The organism is Synechococcus sp. H70.1 (genome assembly GCF_047502705.1).
In the GTDB taxonomy this organism is placed as follows: Bacteria; Cyanobacteriota; Cyanobacteriia; order Thermostichales; family Thermostichaceae; genus Thermostichus.
In genome coordinates this window covers 1-21794 of the sequence record NZ_JANSIV010000104.1, presented here as the reverse complement: position 1 = coordinate 21794, position 21794 = coordinate 1, and the positions used below count along the sequence as shown (strand labels likewise).

Annotated in this window: 15 protein-coding genes and 1 tRNA gene; 14 read left to right on the top strand and 2 right to left on the bottom strand. The window is 60.6% G+C overall.

All coding sequences use genetic code 11. From position 1 onward, the window contains the following. Window positions 1–151: 151 nt before the first annotated feature. From NW827_RS07760 to NW827_RS07740, 5 genes are all read left to right on the top strand, one after another. The gene (locus tag NW827_RS07760) at window positions 152–2209 is read left to right on the top strand and encodes a GspE/PulE family protein (protein WP_414503527.1); all 2058 of its coding nucleotides are present in this window, start codon (window positions 152–154) and stop codon (window positions 2207–2209) included. 55 nt (window positions 2210–2264) lie between these two features. After that, window positions 2265–3407 (top strand): type IV pilus twitching motility protein PilT, encoded by a 1143-nt coding sequence (locus NW827_RS07755; protein WP_414362840.1) that lies wholly within the window; start codon window positions 2265–2267, stop codon window positions 3405–3407. A 234-nt stretch (window positions 3408–3641) separates the two neighbouring features. Further along, complete coding sequence (locus tag NW827_RS07750) at window positions 3642–4868, top strand: type II secretion system F family protein (RefSeq protein ID WP_414362838.1); 1227 nt, start codon at window positions 3642–3644, stop codon at window positions 4866–4868. Window positions 4869–4918: 50 nt separating this feature from the next. Then, a complete protein-coding gene (locus NW827_RS07745; RefSeq protein ID WP_414503526.1) occupies window positions 4919–6550 on the top strand; it encodes an alpha-D-glucose phosphate-specific phosphoglucomutase in 1632 nt (543 codons plus the stop codon). A gap of 118 nt (window positions 6551–6668) precedes the next feature. Beyond that, window positions 6669–7580, top strand: a complete 912-nt coding sequence (locus NW827_RS07740; protein ID WP_414403824.1) for an alpha/beta fold hydrolase — start codon at window positions 6669–6671, stop codon at window positions 7578–7580. On the opposite strand, the gene NW827_RS07735 is transcribed toward NW827_RS07740, so the two are convergent. Then, complete coding sequence (locus tag NW827_RS07735) at window positions 7577–8038, bottom strand: HHL1-like protein (RefSeq protein ID WP_414403823.1); 462 nt, start codon at window positions 8036–8038, stop codon at window positions 7577–7579. The genes NW827_RS07740 and NW827_RS07735 overlap by 4 nt on opposite strands. Window positions 8039–8365: 327 nt before the next feature. Between NW827_RS07735 and NW827_RS07730 the strand changes: the two genes are divergently transcribed. Continuing rightward, a tRNA-Pro gene (locus NW827_RS07730) sits at window positions 8366–8439 on the top strand. 6 nt (window positions 8440–8445) lie between these two features. Here the strand turns inward: NW827_RS07730 and NW827_RS07725 are convergent. Next, window positions 8446–10947 (bottom strand): DUF3536 domain-containing protein, encoded by a 2502-nt coding sequence (locus NW827_RS07725; RefSeq protein ID WP_414503525.1) that lies wholly within the window; start codon window positions 10945–10947, stop codon window positions 8446–8448. Window positions 10948–11204: 257 nt separating this feature from the next. On the opposite strand from NW827_RS07725, the gene rnc reads away from it, so the two are divergent. The 8 genes from rnc (at window position 11205) to NW827_RS07685 (ending at window position 21707) form a co-directional block, all read left to right on the top strand. After that, a complete protein-coding gene (rnc, locus tag NW827_RS07720) occupies window positions 11205–11993 on the top strand; it encodes a ribonuclease III (RefSeq protein ID WP_414403821.1) in 789 nt (262 codons plus the stop codon). Window positions 11994–12014: 21 nt separating this feature from the next. Beyond that, window positions 12015–14048 (top strand): NAD-dependent DNA ligase LigA, encoded by a 2034-nt coding sequence (ligA, locus tag NW827_RS07715; RefSeq protein WP_414503524.1) that lies wholly within the window; start codon window positions 12015–12017, stop codon window positions 14046–14048. A gap of 417 nt (window positions 14049–14465) precedes the next feature. Continuing rightward, window positions 14466–15812: an ATP-dependent protease ATP-binding subunit ClpX gene (gene clpX, locus NW827_RS07710; protein WP_414362826.1), complete on the top strand. Its 1347-nt coding sequence runs from the start codon at window positions 14466–14468 to the stop codon at window positions 15810–15812. 41 nt (window positions 15813–15853) lie between these two features. Then, window positions 15854–16540: a potassium channel family protein gene (locus NW827_RS07705; protein WP_414362825.1), complete on the top strand. Its 687-nt coding sequence runs from the start codon at window positions 15854–15856 to the stop codon at window positions 16538–16540. A 162-nt stretch (window positions 16541–16702) separates the two neighbouring features. Beyond that, window positions 16703–18025: a TrkH family potassium uptake protein gene (locus NW827_RS07700; protein ID WP_414503523.1), complete on the top strand. Its 1323-nt coding sequence runs from the start codon at window positions 16703–16705 to the stop codon at window positions 18023–18025. 64 nt (window positions 18026–18089) lie between these two features. After that, window positions 18090–19199 (top strand): phosphotransacetylase family protein, encoded by a 1110-nt coding sequence (locus NW827_RS07695; RefSeq protein WP_414403819.1) that lies wholly within the window; start codon window positions 18090–18092, stop codon window positions 19197–19199. Window positions 19200–19483: 284 nt separating this feature from the next. Then, a complete protein-coding gene (locus tag NW827_RS07690; protein ID WP_414362821.1) occupies window positions 19484–19978 on the top strand; it encodes a ribonuclease H family protein in 495 nt (164 codons plus the stop codon). A gap of 82 nt (window positions 19979–20060) precedes the next feature. Further along, window positions 20061–21707, top strand: coding sequence for a DUF3352 domain-containing protein (locus NW827_RS07685; protein WP_414403818.1), 1647 nt, complete (start codon window positions 20061–20063; stop codon window positions 21705–21707). Window positions 21708–21794 lie beyond the last annotated feature (87 nt).

Genomic DNA, 21794 nt, shown 5'->3' with positions numbered 1-21794 from the left:
ACACGCTGGGCCAACTCGGTCCCTTTGAGGTTTTCCCTGCCTCCCTAGTCAGGCTGTGGAGGGCAGGCGTAGCTCTGCGGGTCTTTACCGTTGTTCCTAGAGGTTAACTGCAGCCATTATCATATGAGCACAGCTTAGGTGGTCCGGTAGCATGAACGACCTCCCTCTTCCTCTAACCCGTCGCAGCGCCGCTAGTAAAGCCCTGGCCATTGCCAATACCAGCATCACCCCCTTTGGCCGCAAATTAAAGGAGCTGGGTTTTGCCGACGACAAGCAAATCCAGGACATTCAAAATGCCCTCAAAGCCAATCGCGAAGGCGGCAGCAAGGCCTTAGCATTGGCAGTCAAAAATATTGTTGGCAGAGAGCTCCCTCCCGACCTGGCGCGGGTCTACAAGCGGCAGCAGCTCTTTGAGCTGAAAATTATCTACGGGATCCCCTCCCTCGACACCGATCTGGAACAGGTGGATCTCGCGGAGATGGGTGAGCTCATCGACTCGCTCTTGCCCCTTGATATTTGCAACCGCTACAAGTTCTTGCCCATCCGCCGCCAAGACAACCAAGTGCTGGTGGCAATGGTTAAGCCCGACAACCTGCAGGCTATAGACGACATCCAGCAGCGTTTCCGCGTCCGAGGACTGAAGCTGCAGCGGCGGGTTTTTACCCTACAGGACTTTGAGGTCCTCATCAACCGCTACATGGATACCCAAGCGGAGCTGCTGGCCCTCAAGGGGATCGCCGACGCGGCTGCTGCCCCAGAGGAAGAAGAAGAGGTGGTGGTCAATACCGCCGAGATCGACCTGGACAGCATCGAGGATGTGGCCGGGGATGAGGTCGGCGAGGCATCCCTGGAGCAGCAGCTCAAGTCGGCAGACGATGCCCCGATCGTCAAACTCGCCAACCAGATCCTGGTCAAGGCCCTGCAGGACGGGGCGTCGGACATCCACATCGAGCCGCAGGAAGAATACCTGCGCATCCGCTTCCGCAAAGATGGGGTGCTGCGGCAGGCTTTTGAGAACTTTCCCAAAAAGATTGTCCCCGCCCTTACCGCCCGTTTCAAAATCATGTCCAACCTCAACATTGCTGAGCGGCGCTTGCCCCAGGACGGGCGGATTCGGCGGGTCTTTAAAGGGCGCAAGGTAGACTTTCGCGTTAGCACTCTGCCCTCCCGCTATGGGGAGAAGATCGTGCTGCGGATTCTGGACAACTCCGCCACCCAGCTCGGCCTGGACAAGCTGATCACCGACCCAGAAACCCTGGCTAGCTTCAAGGAGGTTGTCAGGCGACCCTTTGGTTTGATCTTAGTAACCGGGCCAACGGGATCGGGGAAAACCACTACCCTCTACTCGGCCCTGGCAGAGCTCAACGATCCCGGCATCAACATCAGCACTGCCGAGGATCCCATCGAATACTCCCTGCCTGGGATCACCCAGGTGCAGGTCCTCCGGGAGAAGGGCATGGACTTTGCCATGATCCTGCGCGCCTTTCTGCGGCAAGACCCGGATGTCATCCTGGTGGGGGAGACCCGCGACCACGAGACGGCCAAAACTGCCATCGAAGCCTCCCTCACGGGTCACCTGGTGCTGACTACCCTCCACACCAATGATGCCGCTGGCGCCATTGCCCGACTGACAGAGATGGGGATCGAGCCGTTCATGATCTCCAGCTCGCTGCTGGGGGTGCTGGCCCAGCGTCTGCTGCGTCGGGTCTGTACTGAGTGTCGGATCCCGTATCACCCCACCCCCGAGGAATTGGCCCGCTATGGCCTCGACCTCAGTGGCGACAGCGAGCAGGTGACCTTCTACAAAGCCAACAAGCTCTCCCCCAAAGAGGTGGAGCAGCGCAAGGCCACCGGCAAGCCTATTTGTGAGAAGTGTGGGGGGGTGGGCTACAAGGGACGCGTGGGAGTGTACGAGTTCATGCGCATGAACGATCGCCTGGCCGAGTTGATTAACAAAGGGGCCCCCACCGAGGTGATTAAGGAAGCAGCTGTCGAAAGCGGCATGAAGACGCTCCTGGCCTATAGTTTGATGCTGGTGAGGCAGGGCCTGACTACGTTGGAGGAGGTCGATCGGGTTATCCTCACCGACAAGGGCTTGGAAACTGAGCTGAAGGCTCGTGCCAAGGCCCTTAGCACCTGCCGCAACTGCGGCGCTGCCCTGCGGGTGGAGTGGATGGATTGTCCCTACTGCCTGACGCCGAAGTTTTAGTTTAGCCTTGCTTTAACAGAGCAAACCCACTCACACCATTGGAGAGGGAAGTCCTATGAAACAACTGATGATTGAAGACTTGATGGAAGAGATTGTCCGCAGGGGTGGTTCCGATATCCATATTTCCGCTGGCTTACCTCCCTATTTCCGCATCAATGGGGAACTCCAGCCAACAGAGTATGATCCCCTCACGCCTGAGGAGGTGCAGCGGCTCATTTTCAGCATGTTGAACAACACCCAGCGCAAACAACTGGAGCAAAATTGGGAGTTGGACTGCTCCTACGGCGTGCGCGGGATCGGGCGTTTCCGCGTCAACGTCTATCGCGAACGCGGCGCCTATGCCTGTGCCATGCGAGCTCTGGCCTCGGAAATCCCCAGCATCGAGAAGCTGGGGCTGCCGGAGATCTGCAAGGAAGTGGCGCGTCTGCCGCGGGGCCTGGTGCTGGTAACCGGCCCAACGGGATCCGGCAAATCCACCACTTTGGCCGCTATCATCGACTTCATTAACCGTGAGCGAGCCGAGCACATCCTTACCATTGAGGATCCCATCGAGTACATCTACACCCCCATCCGCAGCATCATCCACCAGCGGCAGTTGGGTGAGGACACCAAGAGCTTTGCCAACGCCCTGCGGGCAGCCATGCGGGAGGATCCGGATGTGATCTTGATTGGGGAGATGCGGGATCTGGAAACCATCCAGTTGGCCATTACTGCTGCCGAGACCGGCCACCTCTGCTTTGCCACGGTGCACACCAGCTCTGCCGCCCAGACGGTGGATCGCCTGGTGGACGTGTTCCCACCGGAGCAACAGCAGCAGATCCGCGTGCAGCTCTCCAACTCCCTCAAGGCTGTCTTCTCGCAAACTTTGGCCCGCCGCCTCAACCCCAAGCCAGGAGAGCCAGGTCGGGTGCTGGTGCAGGAGATCATGGTGGTTACCCCGGCCATCGCCAACCTCATTCGGGAGGGTAAAACCGCCCAGATCTACTCGGCTATCCAGACGGGCGGTAAGCAGGGCATGAAGACCCTGGAGCAGGATCTGGCCAACCTCTACCTGCAGGGCAAGATTGATTTCGAAACAGCTATGTCGAAGAGCTCTCGCCCCGAGGAACTGCAGCGGCTTTTGGGCAACGTCGTCGGGCCCTCACCAGCTGCGGCAGTTCAATCCCAGCGCCCTGCGGGAGCTGCCGTCCGCCGCTAGGGCTAGCTGCCAGCTTGGACTGCTAGAGGCGGGATAGCCACCCCCGCTGATTTACCCAGAGCTGAGGAGATCCCTCTCCTCTAGCTACGGGTTGAGGAGACAGAGGGAGGCCCAGGTCCCACTGACTCCCTTGGGCGGAGGGGTTGTCCTTGTATAAGTCTTCTGGAGCGGCTAAGCTCTAGCTGAGGTTGGGGTTACCTAGCTTCGGTAGGGAGATCCAAGTAGGGGTAAGTTATGCCGCGCTACAAGGTTCGGGGGTTAAAGGCCGGTCAGCCGGTACGCCTGACGGTGAAGGCCAACAACTTGATGGAGGCCCGCGCACAGCTGCGCCGCGAGGGGATTTATGCCAAACCGGAAGACATTCAGGAGGAAAAGCCCTTTTTCTCGCTGGATACGTCTTTCGATTTCTCGATGCTGCAGTCCATCGACATCCGCGACAAGGCGGTCTTCTCCCGGCAATTTGCCGCTCTAATCAACGCCGGCGTATCGATGGTGCGCTCTCTCACCATCATGGAGGAGCAAACCGGCAACCCTAAGCTCAAGAAATATCTGCGGGCCATCCGTGCGGAGGTGGAAGCAGGGAAGAACCTGTCCGACTCCATCCGCCCTTATCCGGATGCTTTTGACAGCCTCTACTGCAGCATGGTGCAGGCAGGAGAGGTGGGTGGCGTACTCGACGAGGTGCTCAACCGCCTAGCCAAGCTGCTGGAGGACATGGATCGCCTGCAGAAGCAGATCAAGTCGGCCCTGACCTACCCGGTGGTGGTGACCATCCTGGCCGTCTTGATTTTCTTGGGCATGGTGCTGTTCATCTTGCCCACTTTTGAGAGCATCTACAACGACTTGGGGGGGGAGCTGCCTGCCTTTACCCAGTTTTTTATCAACATCAGCAAGTTTCTGCGCACTCCCCAATACAGCTTGGGCCTGGTGGGCTTTTTGGCGTTAGTCTTTTTTGCTTTCCAGCGCTTTTACCGCACTCCCGCTGGCAAGGAGACCATCGACGCGCTGGCCCTGAAACTGCCAATTTTTGGGGATCTGATCCAAAAGTCGGCGGTGGCTCGCTTCTGCCGCACCTTTGGCGCCCTCACCCGCTCTGGCGTGCCCGTGCTAACTGCCTTGGAAATTGTGCGGGATACGTCGGGCAACCAGGTGGTGGCCAATGCCATTGACGCTGCCCGCCAATCAATTTCAGAAGGGGGCCAGATTGCTCCCGCTCTGGATAAGGCGAAGGTGTTCCCCCTGATGGCCATTCAGATGATCAGCGTCGGGGAAGAGACAGGGGAGCTGGACGCAATGCTGATGAAGACAGCCGACTTCTACGAGCTGGAGGTGGAGGAGGCGGTGCGCGCCCTGACCAGCTTGCTGGAGCCTTTGATGATTGTAATCTTGGGGGGTATGGTAGGCTGCATCATTGTGGCCATGTACCTGCCCATGTTCAACGTCTTCGAGCTGGTGAAGTAGGGGGTTAAACTAACCCCTGCCAGCAAGGGGAGGGTTTCCCCAACTAGGCTATGAGCGTCCGCACCGTTGCCACCACTCCCTTTCCTGACCAAAGGCCCGGCACTTCCGGCCTGCGCAAGCCGGTTCAGGTGTTCCAGCAGCCCCATTACCTGGAGAACTTTGTCCAGTCCATCTTTGACGTCCTCGAGGGATCCGCCGGCCAAACCCTAGTGGTGGGGGGGGACGGGCGCTACTACAACCGGGAAGCCATCCAGATCCTGCTCAAAATGGCAGCAGCCAACGGCATCAGGCGGGTGCTGCTGGGCCAGGGCGGGATCCTCTCCACGCCGGCAGTCTCCCACCTTATCCGCAAATACGGGGCCTATGGCGGCATCATCCTCTCGGCCAGCCACAACCCCGGCGGCCCCCAGGGAGACTTTGGCATCAAGTACAACATCGGCAACGGCGGCCCTGCCCCGGAGAAGGTGACCGAGGCCATCTACGCCCGCACCCAGCAGATTCGGGAGTACCGCATCCTGGAAGCCCCAGATGTGGATCTAGACCGCTTGGGAGAGCAGCGGCTGGGATCCCTGACGCTTTCCGTCATCGACCCGGTGGCCGACTATCTGGCCCTGATGCAGCGCCTGTTTGATTTTGACGCCATCCGCGATTACCTGGCCTCTGGGATCCGCATCGCCTTCGACGCCATGCACGCCGTCACCGGCCCCTATGCCCGCACCATCCTGGAAGAGTGCCTGGGGGCAGCGCCGGGCAGCGTCCTCAACAGCCAGCCCCTGCCCGACTTTGGCGGCAGCCACCCCGATCCCAACTTGGTGCATGCCCGCGCCCTGGTGGAGCTGCTGTTTCGGGAGGACGGCCCGGATTTCGGCGCCGCCTCCGATGGCGATGGGGATCGCAATATGATCCTGGGCCACCAGTTCTACGTAACTCCCAGCGACAGTTTGGCCGTGCTGGCGGCTAACGCCCAGCGAGTGCCCGGCTACCGGGAGGGGCTAGCCGGGATCGCCCGCTCCATGCCCACCAGCCAGGCGGCAGACCGGGTGGCAGCCAAGCTGGGGATCCCCTGCTATGAGACTCCTACCGGCTGGAAATTTTTCGGCAACCTCCTGGATGCCGGCAAAGTGACCCTCTGCGGCGAGGAGAGCTTCGGCACCGGCTCCAACCATATCCGCGAAAAAGATGGCCTCTGGGCTGTCCTCTTTTGGCTGAACATCCTTGCTGTGCGACGGCAGTCGGTGCGGCAGATTGTGGAAGAGCACTGGCGCACCTACGGGCGTAACTTCTACTCCCGCCACGACTACGAGGGGCTGCCGGTGGAGGTGGCCGAGGAGCTGATGGAGCACTTGCGGCGCTCCGTGACAAGCTGGGTGGGGCAGCGCTTTGGCTCCCAGACGGTGACCTATGCCGATGACTTCAGCTACACGGATCCGGTGGACGGCAGCACCAGCCACAACCAAGGGATCCGCATTGGCTTTGAGGATGGCTCCCGCATCGTCTACCGCCTCTCCGGCACCGGCACCCACGGGGCCACTCTGCGGGTGTACTTGGAGCGATTTGAGCCGGATCCCAGCCGGCATGGCCTGGATCCCCAGGTGGCCCTAGCCGAGCTAATCCAACTGGCGGATCACTTCGCCCAGATCCGCGCTCGCACCGGTCGGCAGCAGCCGGATGTGGTTACCTGAGAGTCTTGCCGAGAAGCCAGATCTCCTCGGAGAAAGGGAGTGGGGGCGATGGCCAGCAGAGAAGGACACTCGAGAGTGGCGGTAGGATGAGGAGGTAGGGACCCACATTTTTCTGGCTGTGTTCACTGCTCCTCCTGCTAGTTTGGCAGCCGATCCCATTGCCCCTTTTGCTCCCCAAACCTGGAGCTGGCGGGGTCACGCCATTCGCTACGTCGTCCAGGGATCTGGCTCCCCACTGATTTTGGTGCATGGCTTTGGGGCCTCCATTGGCCACTGGCGGCACAACATCCCTGTGCTAGCGGCGGCGGGATACCGGGTCTATGCTTTGGATTTGCTGGGGTTTGGCGGCTCGGCCAAGCCAGCTCTTGCCTACAGCCTAGAACTGTGGGCCGAGCTGCTAGCAGATTTTTGGCAGCAGCACGTGCGGCAGCCGGCAGTGTTTATTGGCAATTCCATCGGCGCCCTGCTCAGCCTGCTCATGGCCGCCCAGCACCCGCAACTGACCGCAGGGGCAGTGCTGCTCAACTGTGCCGGCGGCCTCAACCATCGCTCCCACGAGCTCAGCCCGATGGCCCGCGTTTTCATGGCCACCTTCACTGCTCTGGTGGCCTCGCCAGTCACGGGGCCACTGCTGTTTAATTGGCTGCGGCAGCGGCAGCGGATCCGCGCCACCTTAGAACAGGTGTACTGCAACCCTGCGGCCATCACTGACGAGCTAGTGGAGATCCTCTACGCCCCTTCCTGTGACGTGGGAGCGCAGCAGGTGTTTGCGGCCATTCTCACCGCTCCCCCTGGCCCCACCCCCGAAGCGCTGCTGCCCCAGGTGCGCTGCCCGCTGCTGGTGATCTGGGGCGAACGGGATCCCTGGACCCCTATTGAACGGGGCCGCGGCTTTCAAAACCATGTGCAGGGGATCGACTACCAATTTTTCCCTCTTCCCGATACGGGCCATTGCCCCCACGACGAGCGTCCAGAGATTGTCAACCCCTTGATTTTGAGCTGGCTACCCAAAGCCTTTGCCACGGCTTAGCCTTTCTTGGAGGCTTGGCTAGTTCTTTTGCCCAGGCCCAGCCACCTGCGCACCCTGTCTATCCAGCTCTGAAGGGGCGAAGGCTGGGGCCGAACTGCCACCTGAATGGGCTCGTCTTGAAACTCTTTGTCCTTAAGGCGAAAGCCAAACTCCAGCTCGTCTTTGACTTTGCTAAGACGGGGAAAGAGGCGGACGGCTGCTTTTTTGAGCTCTTCCTCGTTTTGGAAGATGGCCTGGTGGATGGCGCTGGAGCGACTGACCGCTAGGGATCCCACCGGCAACCAAGGGTTGGGTTGCCCAGAGGGGACCTGGCGGCGCCGGGCGAAAATGGTAAACTCGGGCATTCCCTTGGCTTTCAGCTCGTCGTAGCGTTTAGCCGCCTCCTTGCGCTTAGCGGCTTTGGCTTTTGCTGCCTGTTTTTCGGGCTGCGAGGGGCTGAAACCCTTGGGGGGATGCATACCTCTCACTTACGGAAAGGTGGGCTCTTGCAGCTTAGCGCAAATTGGCTTAGCAAGGATCGCGCTTGGCCAGTGAGCTGGTGGGGGTACGGGGGTGGATGAGCCCTGCGCTGTCCCTACAAGGTCAGGGTCGGGATACAGCCCTCCCCGCGCTACGAGGGTAATCGACAAAACGGCGTTGCCGAAATGCGCCACCTCCCGTGTCTGTTTGGGGAGGGACTAGAGGATCCCGCAGAGGGTGGGGTAAGCCAGGAAGCTTGTCCTCTAGGCGTTGGCATGAGGCCTGGGAGGACGTTACTGTGCTAAAATTGGTGCGCCTTGGGATTGCGGGATGTAGCGCAGCTTGGTAGCGCACTTCGTTCGGGACGAAGGGGTCGCAGGTTCGAATCCTGTCATCCCGATGGGAGCTAGCCCTCAGCAGTTGCTGGAGGCAGTAGGTGCTGGAGACAGGCAGCAACATTGATGCGAAGTTGTTGCCCCAGCCGCAGCAAGCGGTGGAGGACTTCGCCAGGGATCCCAGGATCCCTGCGGAGCGCCTCTAATCGCTGCCGCTCTAGGCGCAGCAGGTAGAGCTCTTGGAGGCGATCCAGGCGGATAGGCAGGTTGAAATCGGCAGCTAGGCGCAGCCACTCTTCTAGGTTGTGGAGCTGTTCGCTGAGAGTTTCCAAGTCGGCTGCCTGGGCCAACTGCCACATCCCCCGCTGCAAGAGCCGATCCAAGACGCGGGCCGCCTCTTCCCGCCGCAACTGGCACCCCAACTGCTCCGCCTCGCGGGCAATGGCCCGCAACTCCAGCAGGTGATCCCGCTTGCCCTCTTCGATTTCCAGCGCTCGCAAGCTGCTCAACAGGCGCTGGTTGAGGGTGATCTGCGCAGCAGCCAACAGCTCCTCTGGGATTGGCAGGCCATCGGCCCGAAAAGCCATCAAAACCCCGTAGTTTTCCAGGTAGGTTTGGCGGTAGAGCTGGGCTAGGCGATCCAGGGTATCCTGGGTTAACCAGCGCAGCATCTGCTGCCGATCTTCCTCCGTCAAAGCGTTGAGGTCGAAGGTTTCCGGGGCAAACAGCTCTTGCAGGGTTAGGACCAGCTGGATGCGGCTGTGGGCTCCAGACAGCAGGCGAGCTTTCAACTGCTCGTAGCTGCGCCGTCCTGTAAATGGCTTGACGCCACATTGAAAGTCCCAGCCGCCCAGGTGGAGGAGAGCGTAGATGAGGTCATGCTCCTCAAAGGTGGTGGGAAAAGAGAGCTTCGCCCGCCCAACCAGCAGTGTGGATCCCCCTATAGCTAGGCGCTCCTGATCCAGCGGCTCCAGCACATACCCGGAGGAGCGAGGCCTGGTGTTGACCAGGGAAAGCATGGCGTGCTGAGCCACCAGCCGCTGCGGGCTAACTAGGCAGGGGCGCACCAGCGCCTGGTAAACCCCTCGGCCATCTTTGTAGAGCTCGAGGTTGCTGGGGGCTTTGCTCAAGCGGCGCAGAAATTCCTCCTCTAGATCCACGTCCGTCACTGCTGCTGCCAACTGAATGGCCCGCGCTGCATAGCGCAGGATTTGCACCCCCTCAGGGCGAGAGATCTCTTCAAAGAACCAGCCGCAACTGGTGAACATCAGTTGGCTGTAGCGCTGCATCTCCAACAGGCGCAGCACCTGCACCCGGTCTTCGGCACTGAGGCGGTGGCTCTGGTGCTCCTGCAAAAACGCCTCGCAGCGCTCCCGATCCAAGATCACCTCGATGTAGCGATCCCGGGCCAGCCAGGGATCCCGCAGGTAGGCCTTGGCCTCCGTCTCGTAGATCTCCACCAACTGATCCCGCAGCCAGTTGAGAGCCTCCCGCAGCGGTTGCCGCCAGCGCTGGTGCCAGCCTGGAACTGCCCCACAGCCGCAGTCCCGCGACCACCGCCCCACCCCGTGGGCGCAGCTCCAGGCCGTAACTGGCTTGAGTTGCACCTCCCAGGTGGGGGGATGGTGGCTAAGGAAATGGCCGTAGTTGCCCACCTGCCAGCCCCGGCGGGGAAACTCCTCGCAGAAAGCATAGGCCAGGGTACGCTCGGTGCCGCGTTTGTGGTGGCCAAAGGTCTCGCCATCAGTGGCACAGTTAATGAACTGGACTTCTCGGCCAGGGCGAATGGCCAACTGGAGCCGCTCCGCCAGCGCCTGGGTGCTGTAGACAATATCGCCAAAGCCAAGATCCCGAGAGATGGGGCCGTCAAAGAAAAAAACATCTAGGTAGCCGCTGCGATCCGGGGTAAAGCAGCGGTAGGGCCGGCTGGGATCGATCTGGCCCTGGCTGACATCGATCCATTCCGTTTGCCCCAAAGGACGAATACACTGCGCCTGGCTGGGGGCGAGGATAACAAAGCGGATCCCGCAGTCGACCAGGGCTTTAACCGTTGCTGCATCGATGGCGGTTTCCGCCAGCCACATGCCTTCGGGGAAGCGGCCAAAGCGATGCTGGAAATCGGCAATCCCCCAGCGGATCTGGGTGTACTTGTCCCGCTCGTTGGCCAGGGGCAGGATGACGTGGTTGTAGACCTGGGCAATCGCATTGCCGTGTCCCTCCAGCCGCTCGGCGCTGACGCGGTCGGCAGCCAGGATGCGCTGGTAGACCTCAACGTCGTGCTCCTCCAGCCAGGAGAGGAGGGTGGGGCCGAAATTAAAACTCATGAACTCATAGTTATTGACAATGCGCACCACCTGCCCCTGCTCATCAAGAATGCGGGCAAAGGCGTTGGGCCGATAGCACTCCGCCAAAATGCGCTCGTTCCAGTCGTGGAAAGGGCTAGCGCTGGGCTGGCGCTCAATGCGGTCCAACCAGGGATCCTCGCGCGGTGGTTGGTAGAAATGGCCATGCAGCACCACGTAGGGAGCAGTGGCTGTACTCCGCGGGCCTGGCGACTCAACCCCAGACCCCACTAAATCTCCTTGCCCGGACGGCGCCCCCGGCTGGGGGGAGTTTTTGGAGCCACTTGGCAGCATGAGACCTCACTCTTTGCCTGCCTTTAGAGCCGCTGCTAGAGGGGACAGGCCATATCCCCACGTTACCGCGATTGCCAGTGATGGCTGTTAATGTAGTTGGACAGAAACTTAAAAGGCAGCGCCTAGGAGGGTTAAGTCGCCTTCTCCCTTTTTGCCCTCCTGGGTCAAGGTGCTGCAAGTCGGGCTTGGGCTGTATGGTTGAACTCCTCTCACCTCGTCGCCGCTCCTTGGAGCAGTTGCTAGCTCGCTTAGGGTTCAAAGATCCCACCTGGCTAGAGCAATTGCGCTGGGATTTGCTGGATCAGGCTTTGATTCATCCTTCCCGAGATGGCCAGTGCAACAACGACCGGCTGGAGTTTTTAGGGGATTCCGTCCTACGGGTTTTGGCCACCGAGTTCTTGTTCCAGTCCTATCCTCACCTGTCAGTAGGAGAACTCACCGCAATTCGCTCCGATCTCATCAGCGATGCTTACCTAGCGGAACTGGCGGATCTGCATGGCCTAGAGCGTTACCTCGAGCTGGGATCTAGCTGCCAAAACGACCTGGCTGGTCGGGCGCGCCGCTTGGCGGATGCTTTTGAGGCCCTGCTGGGATCCCTGTACCTCAGCTGGGGCATCCACACCCTGTCTCGGCTCCATCCCTGGCTGGATCCCTACTTTCGCCAACGGGTGGAGCAGTGGTTCCAGGATCCCACCCGGCGTAACCCCAAAGCTGCCCTGCAGGAGCTGACCCAACGCTGGTGGGGCATTTTGCCAGAGTATCGCCTGGTGGCTGCCCAGGACCACCCGCCCCGCTTCACCATGGAAGTCTGGGGCCAAGGCCAATGCTGGGGCCGCGGCGAGGGCCGCTCCAAGAAGGCGGCGGAAATGGCTGCTGCTGCCCAAGCTTACCACTACCTGCAGGGGCAGAAATGGGCGGCTAGGCCGGAGGAGATCCCCAAGGCTGCTAAAACAAGCGTAGAGCAAGACTCTAGTTCCCCCTAGGGGCTAGCTGGATACGACGGTATGGATCCCAAACTGGAAGAACGTGCCCGCGAGCTGCGTGCTCTGCTACAGAAGGCCAGCATTGCCTACTACGTCCACGATGCCCCCATCTTGGAAGACAGCGTTTATGATCGCCTCTACCGCGAGCTCCAGGAGCTAGAGCAGGCCTACCCCGAGCTGATTACCCCCGACAGCCCTACCCAACGGGTAGGGGAAAAACCCGCCGAGCACTTCCCCACTGTTTCCCACCGCATTCCCCTCTACAGCTTGGAAAATGCCTTCAACCTGGAAGAGCTCAAGGAGTGGCAGGAGCGCCTGCTGCGGCTGCTGGGGCGTACTCCTGAAGAAGGGGAGCTGGAGTACGTATGCGAGCTGAAAATCGACGGCGCGGCCCTGGCCCTGACCTATGTGGATGGGCTGCTACAGCGAGGGGCCACCCGTGGCGATGGCCAGCTGGGCGAAGACATCACCCCCAATGTCCGCGCCATCCCCTCCATTCCCCTGCGCCTGGCCACGGCAGATCCCCCGCCGGTCTTGGAGGTGCGGGGAGAGGCCTATCTTCCCATTGCTGAGTTCGAGCGCATCAACCGGGAGCGCCGCTCCGCAGGGGATCCCCCTTTTGCCAACCCGCGCAACTGTGCCGCTGGCACCCTGCGTCAGCTGGATAGCCGCGTTGTTGCTGCCCGCAAGCTCAGCTTTTTTGCTTATGCCCTCCACTGGCCGGAGGGGTGGCCGGTTGGGGATCCCCCCCAAACCCAGTGGGAGTGTCTGCAGCGGCTGAAAGAACTGGGATTGCCCGTCAATCCCTTCTCCCGGGTCTGTCGGGGCCTCCAAGAGGTGGCCCAATTCTACGAACGGTGGCGGCAGGCTCAGCTGCCCTATGCCTGCGATGGCGTGGTGGTTAAACTCAACTCCCTGCGGCTGCAGGAAGAAGCAGGTTTTACGCAAAAATTCCCCCGCTGGGCCATTGCCCTCAAATACCCTGCCCAGGAAGTTCCCACCCGCATCCGGGCCATTGTGGCCAGCGTAGGCCGCACCGGAGCCGTCACCCCGGTGGCGGAGCTGGAGCCAGTGCTTCTAGCTGGCACCACCGTCAGCCGCGCTAGCCTGCACAATGCTGATCGCCTAGAGGAGCTGGATGTGCACATCGGCGACACGGCCATTGTGCGCAAGGCAGGGGAAATCATCCCCGAGGTGGTGAGAATCCTCAAGGAGCTGCGTCCCCCCGACGCCGTTCCCTACCGCTTGCCCAGCCACTGCCCCGAATGCCACACCCCCTTGGTTCGCCCTGCTGGTGAGGCGATAACCCGTTGCCCCAATCCGGAGTGCCCGGCCAAGATCCGGGGGCAACTGCAGCACTGGGCCAGCCGCGACGCTTTGGATATCGAAGGCCTGGGGGAAAAGCGGGTAGCCCAGCTGGTGGAAAAGCTAGGAGTGCGCACCGTGGCCGATCTCTACCGCCTCACCCCGGAACAGTTGGCCAGCTTGGAGGGGATGGGATCCCGCTCCAGCCAGAAGCTGGTGCAGGCCATCCAGCGCTCCCGCCAACAGCCCTGGGAGCGGGTGCTCTACGGCTTGGGGATCCCCCATGTGGGCGTGGTGACGGCCCAGATTTTGGCCCGGCATTTCCCTACCCCAGAGCTCTTAGCCCAGGCTAACGTTGAGGCCATCGCCCAAATCTACGGGATAGGGACAGAAATTGCCGAGGCGGTGGTGAGCTGGTTTGCCGATCCTGCCCACCAGCGGCTGCTGCAGGAGCTGGGGGAGCTGGGGATCCCCGCCCTGCCGCGGCAAAAGGCCCCTGCTGTTCCTCAGGTGCTGGCTGGGAAGAAGTTTGTGATTACCGGCACCCTGCCCACTCTCTCGCGCCAAGCGGCCAAGGCCTGGATTGAAAGCCGCGGCGGCAAGGTAACCACCAGCGTTAGCCGCCAAACGGACTATGTGGTAGTGGGTTCAGACCCTGGCTCCAAGCTCAAAAAGGCTCAAGAACTGGGAATCCCCTTGCTGAGCGAAGCCGAGCTGTTGGCCCTAGAGGGCGGTAATCTGCCTCCTTGACAGGGGCGGACCTCAAAAACTTTGGGCAGCCCAGCTTGTCCTAGCCTTGGAGATGGTTTATCATTCGACTCTGTGAGGAGTGGACGCCAGAGGGGGAAGCGGACGGAACAAGGACAGTCCCTTCCCCTTTTGGATTAAGGCCCTCTTGGCGGTGGGCAGTAGTGTTCCACTATCATGGAAGTAGCGGAGACGCATGTTTCCGTTCACTCCTCACACCATCCGCCGCTCGGCGTCAAGTCGAGCGGTTTTCCTATAGGCTTAAGCAAGCCAAGGGGGGCTAGGAGGGATCCCTGGCGAGGGAGATGTTAGACTAGGGGAGTTAACTCGGCTATAGTCAATTCCTCCCCCGCGACAGCGAGGGAACGCCCACTGCCCTTTCGGGTACCCACTTCACCAGCCACTAGCGACGAGGATCCCATGGCCAAGCAGGACTCCCACTTGAGGTGTTCTTTCTGCAACAAGTCTCAGGATCAGGTGCGCAAGCTCATTGCAGGGCCAGGGGTCTACATCTGCGATGAATGTGTGGAGCTGTGCAACGAAATTTTGGAGGAGGAACTCTACAACGGCAACAGCTCGGCAGCTGCAGCCCCTGCTGCCAACCGTCGGGAAGCTCCTAAAAAGCCTTCCCGCAGCTTGCCTTCCTTGGCTCAGTTGCCGAAGCCCCGGGAGATTGTGCAGTATCTCGACCAGTACGTAATTGGCCAAGAAAAGGCCAAGAAGATCCTATCGGTAGCCGTCTATAACCACTACAAGCGGCTAGCCGCCAAAGCCAACCCTGGCAGCACTGGGTTGGCAGAGCTGGAGGAGGTGGAGCTGCAAAAGTCCAATATCCTTCTCATTGGCCCTACGGGCTCTGGCAAGACCCTGCTGGCCGAGACCCTAGCCCGTCTGCTGGATGTGCCTTTTGCCGTTGCCGATGCCACAACCCTCACGGAAGCTGGGTATGTGGGGGAGGATGTGGAAAACATCCTGCTGCGCCTGCTGCAGGTAGCCGATATGGATGTGGAGCAAGCCCAACGCGGCATTGTCTACATTGATGAGATTGACAAAATTGCTCGCAAGAGTGAAAACCCCTCCATTACCCGCGACGTCTCCGGAGAAGGCGTCCAGCAGGCCCTGCTGAAGATGTTGGAGGGGACAATTGCCAACGTGCCGCCGCAGGGAGGTCGCAAGCATCCCTACCAAGATTGCATTCAAGTGGACACCTCCAACATTCTCTTTATCTGTGGGGGTGCTTTTGTTGGCCTGGAGAAGATCATCGAGCAGCGCATCGGCAAAAGATCGGTGGGCTTTATTAAACCAGGGGATCAGCTGGCAGTTACCCGCGAGCAACGCTTGGCCAATGCCCTCAAGGCCCTGGAGCCAGAGGATTTGATCAAGTACGGCATGATCCCTGAATTCATTGGTCGGCTGCCAGTGGTGGCCACCCTAGATCCCCTGGACGAAAAAGCCCTGGAGGCCATCTTGACGCAGCCCAAAAATGCCATCCTCAAGCAGGCCCAAAAGCTGTTGCGCATGGACGGAGTGGAGCTGGAGTTTGAGCCAGCTGCTATTTCTGCCATTGCCAAGGAGGCCTACCGCCGCAAAACCGGGGCACGGGCGCTGCGGGCCATTGTGGAAGAGCTAATGCTGGACGTGATGTACGAGGTTCCCTCTCGCCGCGACATCAAGCACGTGCGCATCACCGCCGAGATGGTAGAGCGTCGCTCTACGGGCGAGTTGATCCCTCACCCCTCCACCTTGCCCCAGCCGGAGTCTGCTTAGAGCTGCAGCCCTAGCCAGCCCGGCTGCATGGCTTATGATTGATGGTTGGTTTTAGAGCATGGGAGCGGATGGGGCGGGCAGAGCGGGAGTATGCGGTAATTGGGTTGGGACGCTTTGGCACAAGTTTAGCCCTCACCTTGATGGAGCGAGGGCACAACGTTTTGGGGATCGACCGCAGCCGAGAAATTGTACAGCGCTTGGCAGATCAGCTGACTCAGGTGGTGGCGCTGGATTCCACCGATGAAGATGCCCTGCGGGCGGTGGACATTCTCTCCTTTGACACGGTGGTGGTGGCCATCGGCAGTGATTTTGAGAGCAATTTGCTGACGACGGTAGCCCTTAAGAGTTTGGGGGTACGCAATGTTATCTGCAAGGCTTCGACGGAGCGGCAGCGTTCGATTCTCTTGCGGGTAGGGGCCGATCGGGTGGTGTTGCCAGAGCAAGAGGCAGGGCGGCGCTTGGCGCAGGTGCTAACAGCCCCAGGGATCCTGGACCAACTGGAGCTGGAGCCGGGCTATAGCATTACGGAGCTGGAGGTGCCGGAGGCCCTGGTGGGCCATACGCTGGCGGAGTCGGACTTGCGCCGCCGCTTTGGCATCACAGTTTTGGTAGTGAAGCGAAAACAATCGCTGGTGGTCTCGCCGCCAGCTGACTACCGGCTGGAGAAGGGGGATCTGCTGGTGGTGCTGGGGGCCAACACCAACATCTCGCGGCTGAATGAGATGTGAGGGAGGAAGGCGATGCAAGAGGACGCCGCCCCGCCGTCGCGCTCCAGGGAGTCTGAGGCAGGGGTGTCCCCCAGGCCGGAGGGTGCCCGTCGGTCGGTTGCTCCAGGCTTGGCTCTGCCTCCCTTCCCTGCAGTTGCAGCGAACCGCTGGCATCGGCTCCTAGTGGGGGACAGGCGTCGGCCGCTACCACCGCCCTCACGGCTGGTGGTGGGACTGGGCCTGCTGGTGGTGGTGGGGACTTTGCTGCTGAAGCTGCCAGGGATCGGGCGCGAGGAGCCTTTGAGCTGGAGTGAGGCCCTGTTTACAGCCACATCGGCCCTAAGCGTAACGGGACTCTCGACAATTGTGGCAGCAGAGGATCTCACTTTCTTGGGCCAGATCCTGTTGCTGCTCCTCATCCAAATTGGCGGCGTGGGCTTCATGGTGCTAGCGGTGGTGGTCTTTCAACTGCTTGGGCGGCGCATTTCTCTGCTCAACCGCCTAGCCCTGTGCAACTCCCTAGGCCTCATCGACCCGGGGGCGATTCTGGAATTGACGCGGCGGGTTCTGATTGGAGTCACCCTCATCGAGCTAGGGGGGGCCCTGCTGCTCTGGGTGCATTGGCGGGATCTCTACGGGCCAGGTCGGGCGGTTTTTCTGGCCATTTTTCACGCCGTCTCCGCCTTTTGCAACGCCGGGTTTGACCTATTTGGGCAGGAGGGGATCCCTACAGATGGCCTGTCGCTAGCGATCTTGGGCGCTCTCATTTTTATTGGCGGTCTGGGCATCCCCGTGTTGTCGGATTTGTTGACCTGGCCGCGGGGCCACCGCCCCTCCCTGCACACCCGCATCACTCTGGTTGTGGTGGTGGTCTTGCTCTGCGCGGGCGGCCTGGGCATGTTCTTGGCCGAAAGCTTGCCCGGCGGGTCGCTGCTGGAGGTAAGCTGGCCCCGTCGCTTGGGCCTGACGTTTTTTCAGTCGGTTTCGGCCCGCACTGCCGGCTTTGCCGGGATCCCCATTGAGGATCTGACCCCAGCCAGTCAGTTGTTGCTGATGGCGCTCATGTTTGTTGGGGCAGCTCCGGCTTCCATGGGAGGTGGCATGACCACCGGCACCTTGGCGGTGTTGGTGCTGGCTCTGTGGGGCTATGCCCGCGGCCTGCCCAGCGCCCAGATTGCCGGGCGCAGTTTGGATCCCTCAATGGTGCGCAAAGCGGCAGCAGTGCTGACGGTTTCCCTGTTTGTCGTGCTGTTGGCAGCGTGGCTGATTCTGATTACCCATAGCCATAGCGAGCTGGCTCCAGTGCTCTTTGAGGTGATCTCTGCCTTTGCCACCTGTGGCCTTTCGGTGGGGTTTACCAGCAGTCTCAACTGGTTTGGCCAGCTCCTCATTGTTTTGGTGATGTTCTGGGGCCGGCTGGGGGCCTTGACAATTGTCCTAGCTTTGGCCCAGCAGCAGCCCCGTCAGTTAGTGACCTACCCCGAAGAGGCAATCTTAATCGGTTAGTTAAAGCAGTCTTCGTTAGACTGGGGATCGGGGTTTTCTGTCTCTGGCGTTCTAGGAGCCATCCGTGTCCAAGTTCCTTTTAATTGGTTCTACCGAGCCCTACAGCGGCAAGTCAGCAGCCATCTTGGGTTTGGGCAAGCACCTGCAGCGGCAGGGGGTGAAAGTGACCTACGGCAAGCCAATTGGATCGTGGGCTAGGGAGGATGGCTCCCGGGGAGGGATGGATCCAGATATGCACTTTGTGGCTGAGAGTCTGGGGCTGGCGATAAACCAGATGCCTCCCCTCCTCCTCCAGCTTGACAAGGAGGCTTTGCTGGACCACATCCAGCAGTTTTCAAGGGATCAGCTGGCGCCAACCTGCTCGGTTGCCCCTCTGCTGGAGTTTGCCGCGGAATCGTCTGCGGATTTAATCCTGCTAGAGGGCCCCGCCGATCTCTACGAAGGAGAGCTGTTCGGCCTCTCCTTGGCCAGAATGGCCCAAGCCCTAGGTGCCCCGGTGCTGCTAATCAACCGCTATCATTCCCCCTTCGCTGTTGAGGTCCTCCTTTTTGCCCATCGCCAACTGGGATCCCATCTGGCCGGCGTGCTGCTCAACGATGTGCCGCCCGACCAGATGGAGCCGGCAGAGACCATCGTTCGACCCTTCCTCGAGGCCCAAGGGATCCCGGTCTTGGGCATCTTGCCTTCCCACCGCATTTTGCGCAGCATCAGCGTCGGGGAACTGGCGCGGCAATTGGAGGCGGAGGTGCTCTGCTGCCCGGATCGGATGGACTTAATGGTTGAAAACATTGCCGTAGGAGCAATGAACGTCAACTCCGCCTTGAAGTACTTCCGCAAGCTGGAGCACAAGGCGGTGATCACGGGTGGAGATCGCACCGACATTCAACTGGCTGCCCTAGAAACTTCCACCCTCTGCCTCATCTTGACCGGCAAGCTGCCTTTGGATCCCCGCATTCAGTCTCGAGCAGAAGAGCTGGAAGTACCGATCCTCTCGGTGGATTTGGACACCTTCACCACCATTAACCGCATCGAGCGGGCTTTCGGCCGGATCCGCCTGCATGAAGAGGTCAAAGTCCGCTGTATCCAGGAGCTCATGTCAGCAAACTTTGACTTTTCCCGCCTTTACGCCCATCTGGGCCTGACACCATCCCTCGTGTCGGCAGCGGGCGCATAAAAGCTGAGGCTTCTCTACCCTCCGGATTGCTCGTGTCTTGCACTTTCTCAGATTGCCTGCTATTTGTGGCTCCCCACCCGCTATAGGAGATATCATGCAAGTAATCATCACCTCAACACACCACTCCTCCCCCAGCTTTTCTGGGGGTTTTTATTCGCGCTTTTTGGGCAGACAACTTACAGGTTTATGCTGCGGGTAGCGCGAAAGCATACTTTTCCAGGGCCATCCACACTCAATAGCTGGAGGATAGAATGTAGCTTCTGCTGTCGGTTAGGGATTCCATCATGGCCAAAAGCTCACACCTGGGCAACCGCCAAGTAGCGCGACGGCTGGCGGATTGCCCGCGCAGTGGCATTTTTACCGATGGAGGATGTTCTCCCAACCCTGGACCTGGGGGATGGGCGGTGGTGGTGGTTCAAGATAACCAGATTGTGGAAGAGTTTTGGGGACGGGATCCCGCCAGCACCAACAACCGCATGGAATTGACCGGTCTCATTCGGGCCTTGCAATACTGCCGCGACACCCCGGACAACCGCATGGACACCATCTACAGCGACTCCCATCTCTGTGTGCAGACCTACAACGATTGGATGGAGCGCTGGGCAGCCCAGGGGTGGCGGCGGCGCACCGGGCCGGTGGAAAACTTGGATCTGGTGCAAGAGCTGCATCAACTAAAACAGCAATGCCCTCAGGTGCGGGTGGTCTGGCTCCCGGCTCATCGAGGTCTGCGCTGGAATGAATACGTGGATAAGCTGGTTGCCCGCGCCCGATCCAACTAATTTCCATGGACGGGCCTGGGATCACAGACAGCCTTCGAGTTCATTGCTTATGCTCAAGAGGACGGCTCGTTGCAGGTGTGGTATGCAGGTCCTCCTCCCTCCTCGGTCGCGTCCGCTCTCCCTCACGTTGATGGCAGTGGGGAGCTCTTGGCTTTTGGGCTCCTGCCAGCTTAGGGCACCCCAGGTGCAGTTGCCCGGCGATGTCCTGCCGGAGACGGCGCTGGTGCCCCAGTCAGCACCCTTAGTGCTGGCCTTTTCTACCCAACCAGAAGAGGCGCTGCGCACCCACCCTGACCTTTTGGCTCAGTGGGAGAGCTGGACGGACAAAGCTTGGGCTAGCGCCGGCCAGGAGTTCTCCCGCGAGGAAATCCAGGCCTGGGCCAGGGATCAATTCACGCTGGCGGTGGTGATCCCCAATCTAGTGCCGGGGGCTGCGGAGCCGGTGCCCGGGATCCTGTTTGGAGCTAGCACCCGCAACGCCGATCTGTCCAGGCAATTCCTGGCCCAAGTGCGGCAACAGGCAGAGGCGGAGGGGGCCAACTTCGAGCAGCGCCAGGAGCAAGGGGTAACTCTCCACGTGCAAACCAATGGAGAGCCGGGCGAACGGTGGGTGACGGCCGAGTTTGGCAACCGCTTCGTGGCCCTGGCCAACGACCCCAAGGTGATGGAGCAGGCGATTGCTGTCTATCGCGGCGAGACGGAGTCCATTAGCCGCGCCGAAGGCTTCCGCACTGCCGTGGGCGATCTCTACCAGAAGCCGGGCACCTTGGCTTTTGCCTACTTCAACTTCCAGGCCTTGCAGGAGGATCCCGAGTCTTTCCGAGATTGGACGCGGGACTGGGATCCGGTGGAGCTGGGATCCCTGCAGCCGCTGCGCTCTTTGGCTATGGCTGCCCACTGGCGGGAGCAGGGCCTGCAAATGCGCCTACTCACCCAACTGGATCCCCAAACTCCCCTGCTGCGCAGGTGGCAGCTGGCCCGGGGCGAGCTGATCCAGCGGTTGCCCGGCAATGCCCTGCTGGTAGTCACCACCCAGCAGGTTGCCCAACGCTGGCAAGCGGCTGTGGCGGAGCTGGAAAAGGATCCCCAGGCCAAAGAGTTCCTGGAGGAGTTGCGGTCTGAGTTCCGCGCCAACACCCGCCTGGATTTGGATCGAGACCTAATGGCTTGGCTGGACGGGGAGATGGCCTTGTTGGTAGCGCCCGATGAGCAGGCCCATCCCCTTTTGCAAGGGATGGGGGCGGCTTTGATCATCGAGAGCAGCCAAAAAGACAAGGCCAACGCGGCTCTGGCCCAGTTGGATCGGCTGGCCCAAGAGTCGGGCGCCCAGGTAACAGAAGCCGGCGGCCAGGTGAGCTGGGCGGATCCCTTGTTTAACCGTCCGCTTCTAACCCGTGCCTGGGAAGGCAACTACCTGATGGTTACCACCAGCACGGCGGCGCTGCAAAGCCTTGCCCAACGCCAGGGCCATCTGCTTCCTCAAACCGAGCCGCTGAAAACCCTCTACAACCAGTTGCCCAAGCCCAACTACGGCTACTTTTTGCTGAATTGGCGAGGCCTCCGCACGGTTCTAGAAGCCGCCTTGCCGGGTGGGCTGGCCAGCGTAGAGCCAGAAGCCCGCGAGCTGCTGACCCGCATCGATGGGGTGGGGATCACCAGCTACCCCGCCGGGGAGCACGCCTTTGGGCTGGAGCTGCTGGTTACCGTTCCGCCCAAGCCACAGCCGTAAGCTCCTTCTCCCCTCTCCCTTTGGGAGAGGGTCGAGGGGTGAGGGCTACAACAGGATCAGGACGTAGGTGAGGGCGTAGCGCACCAG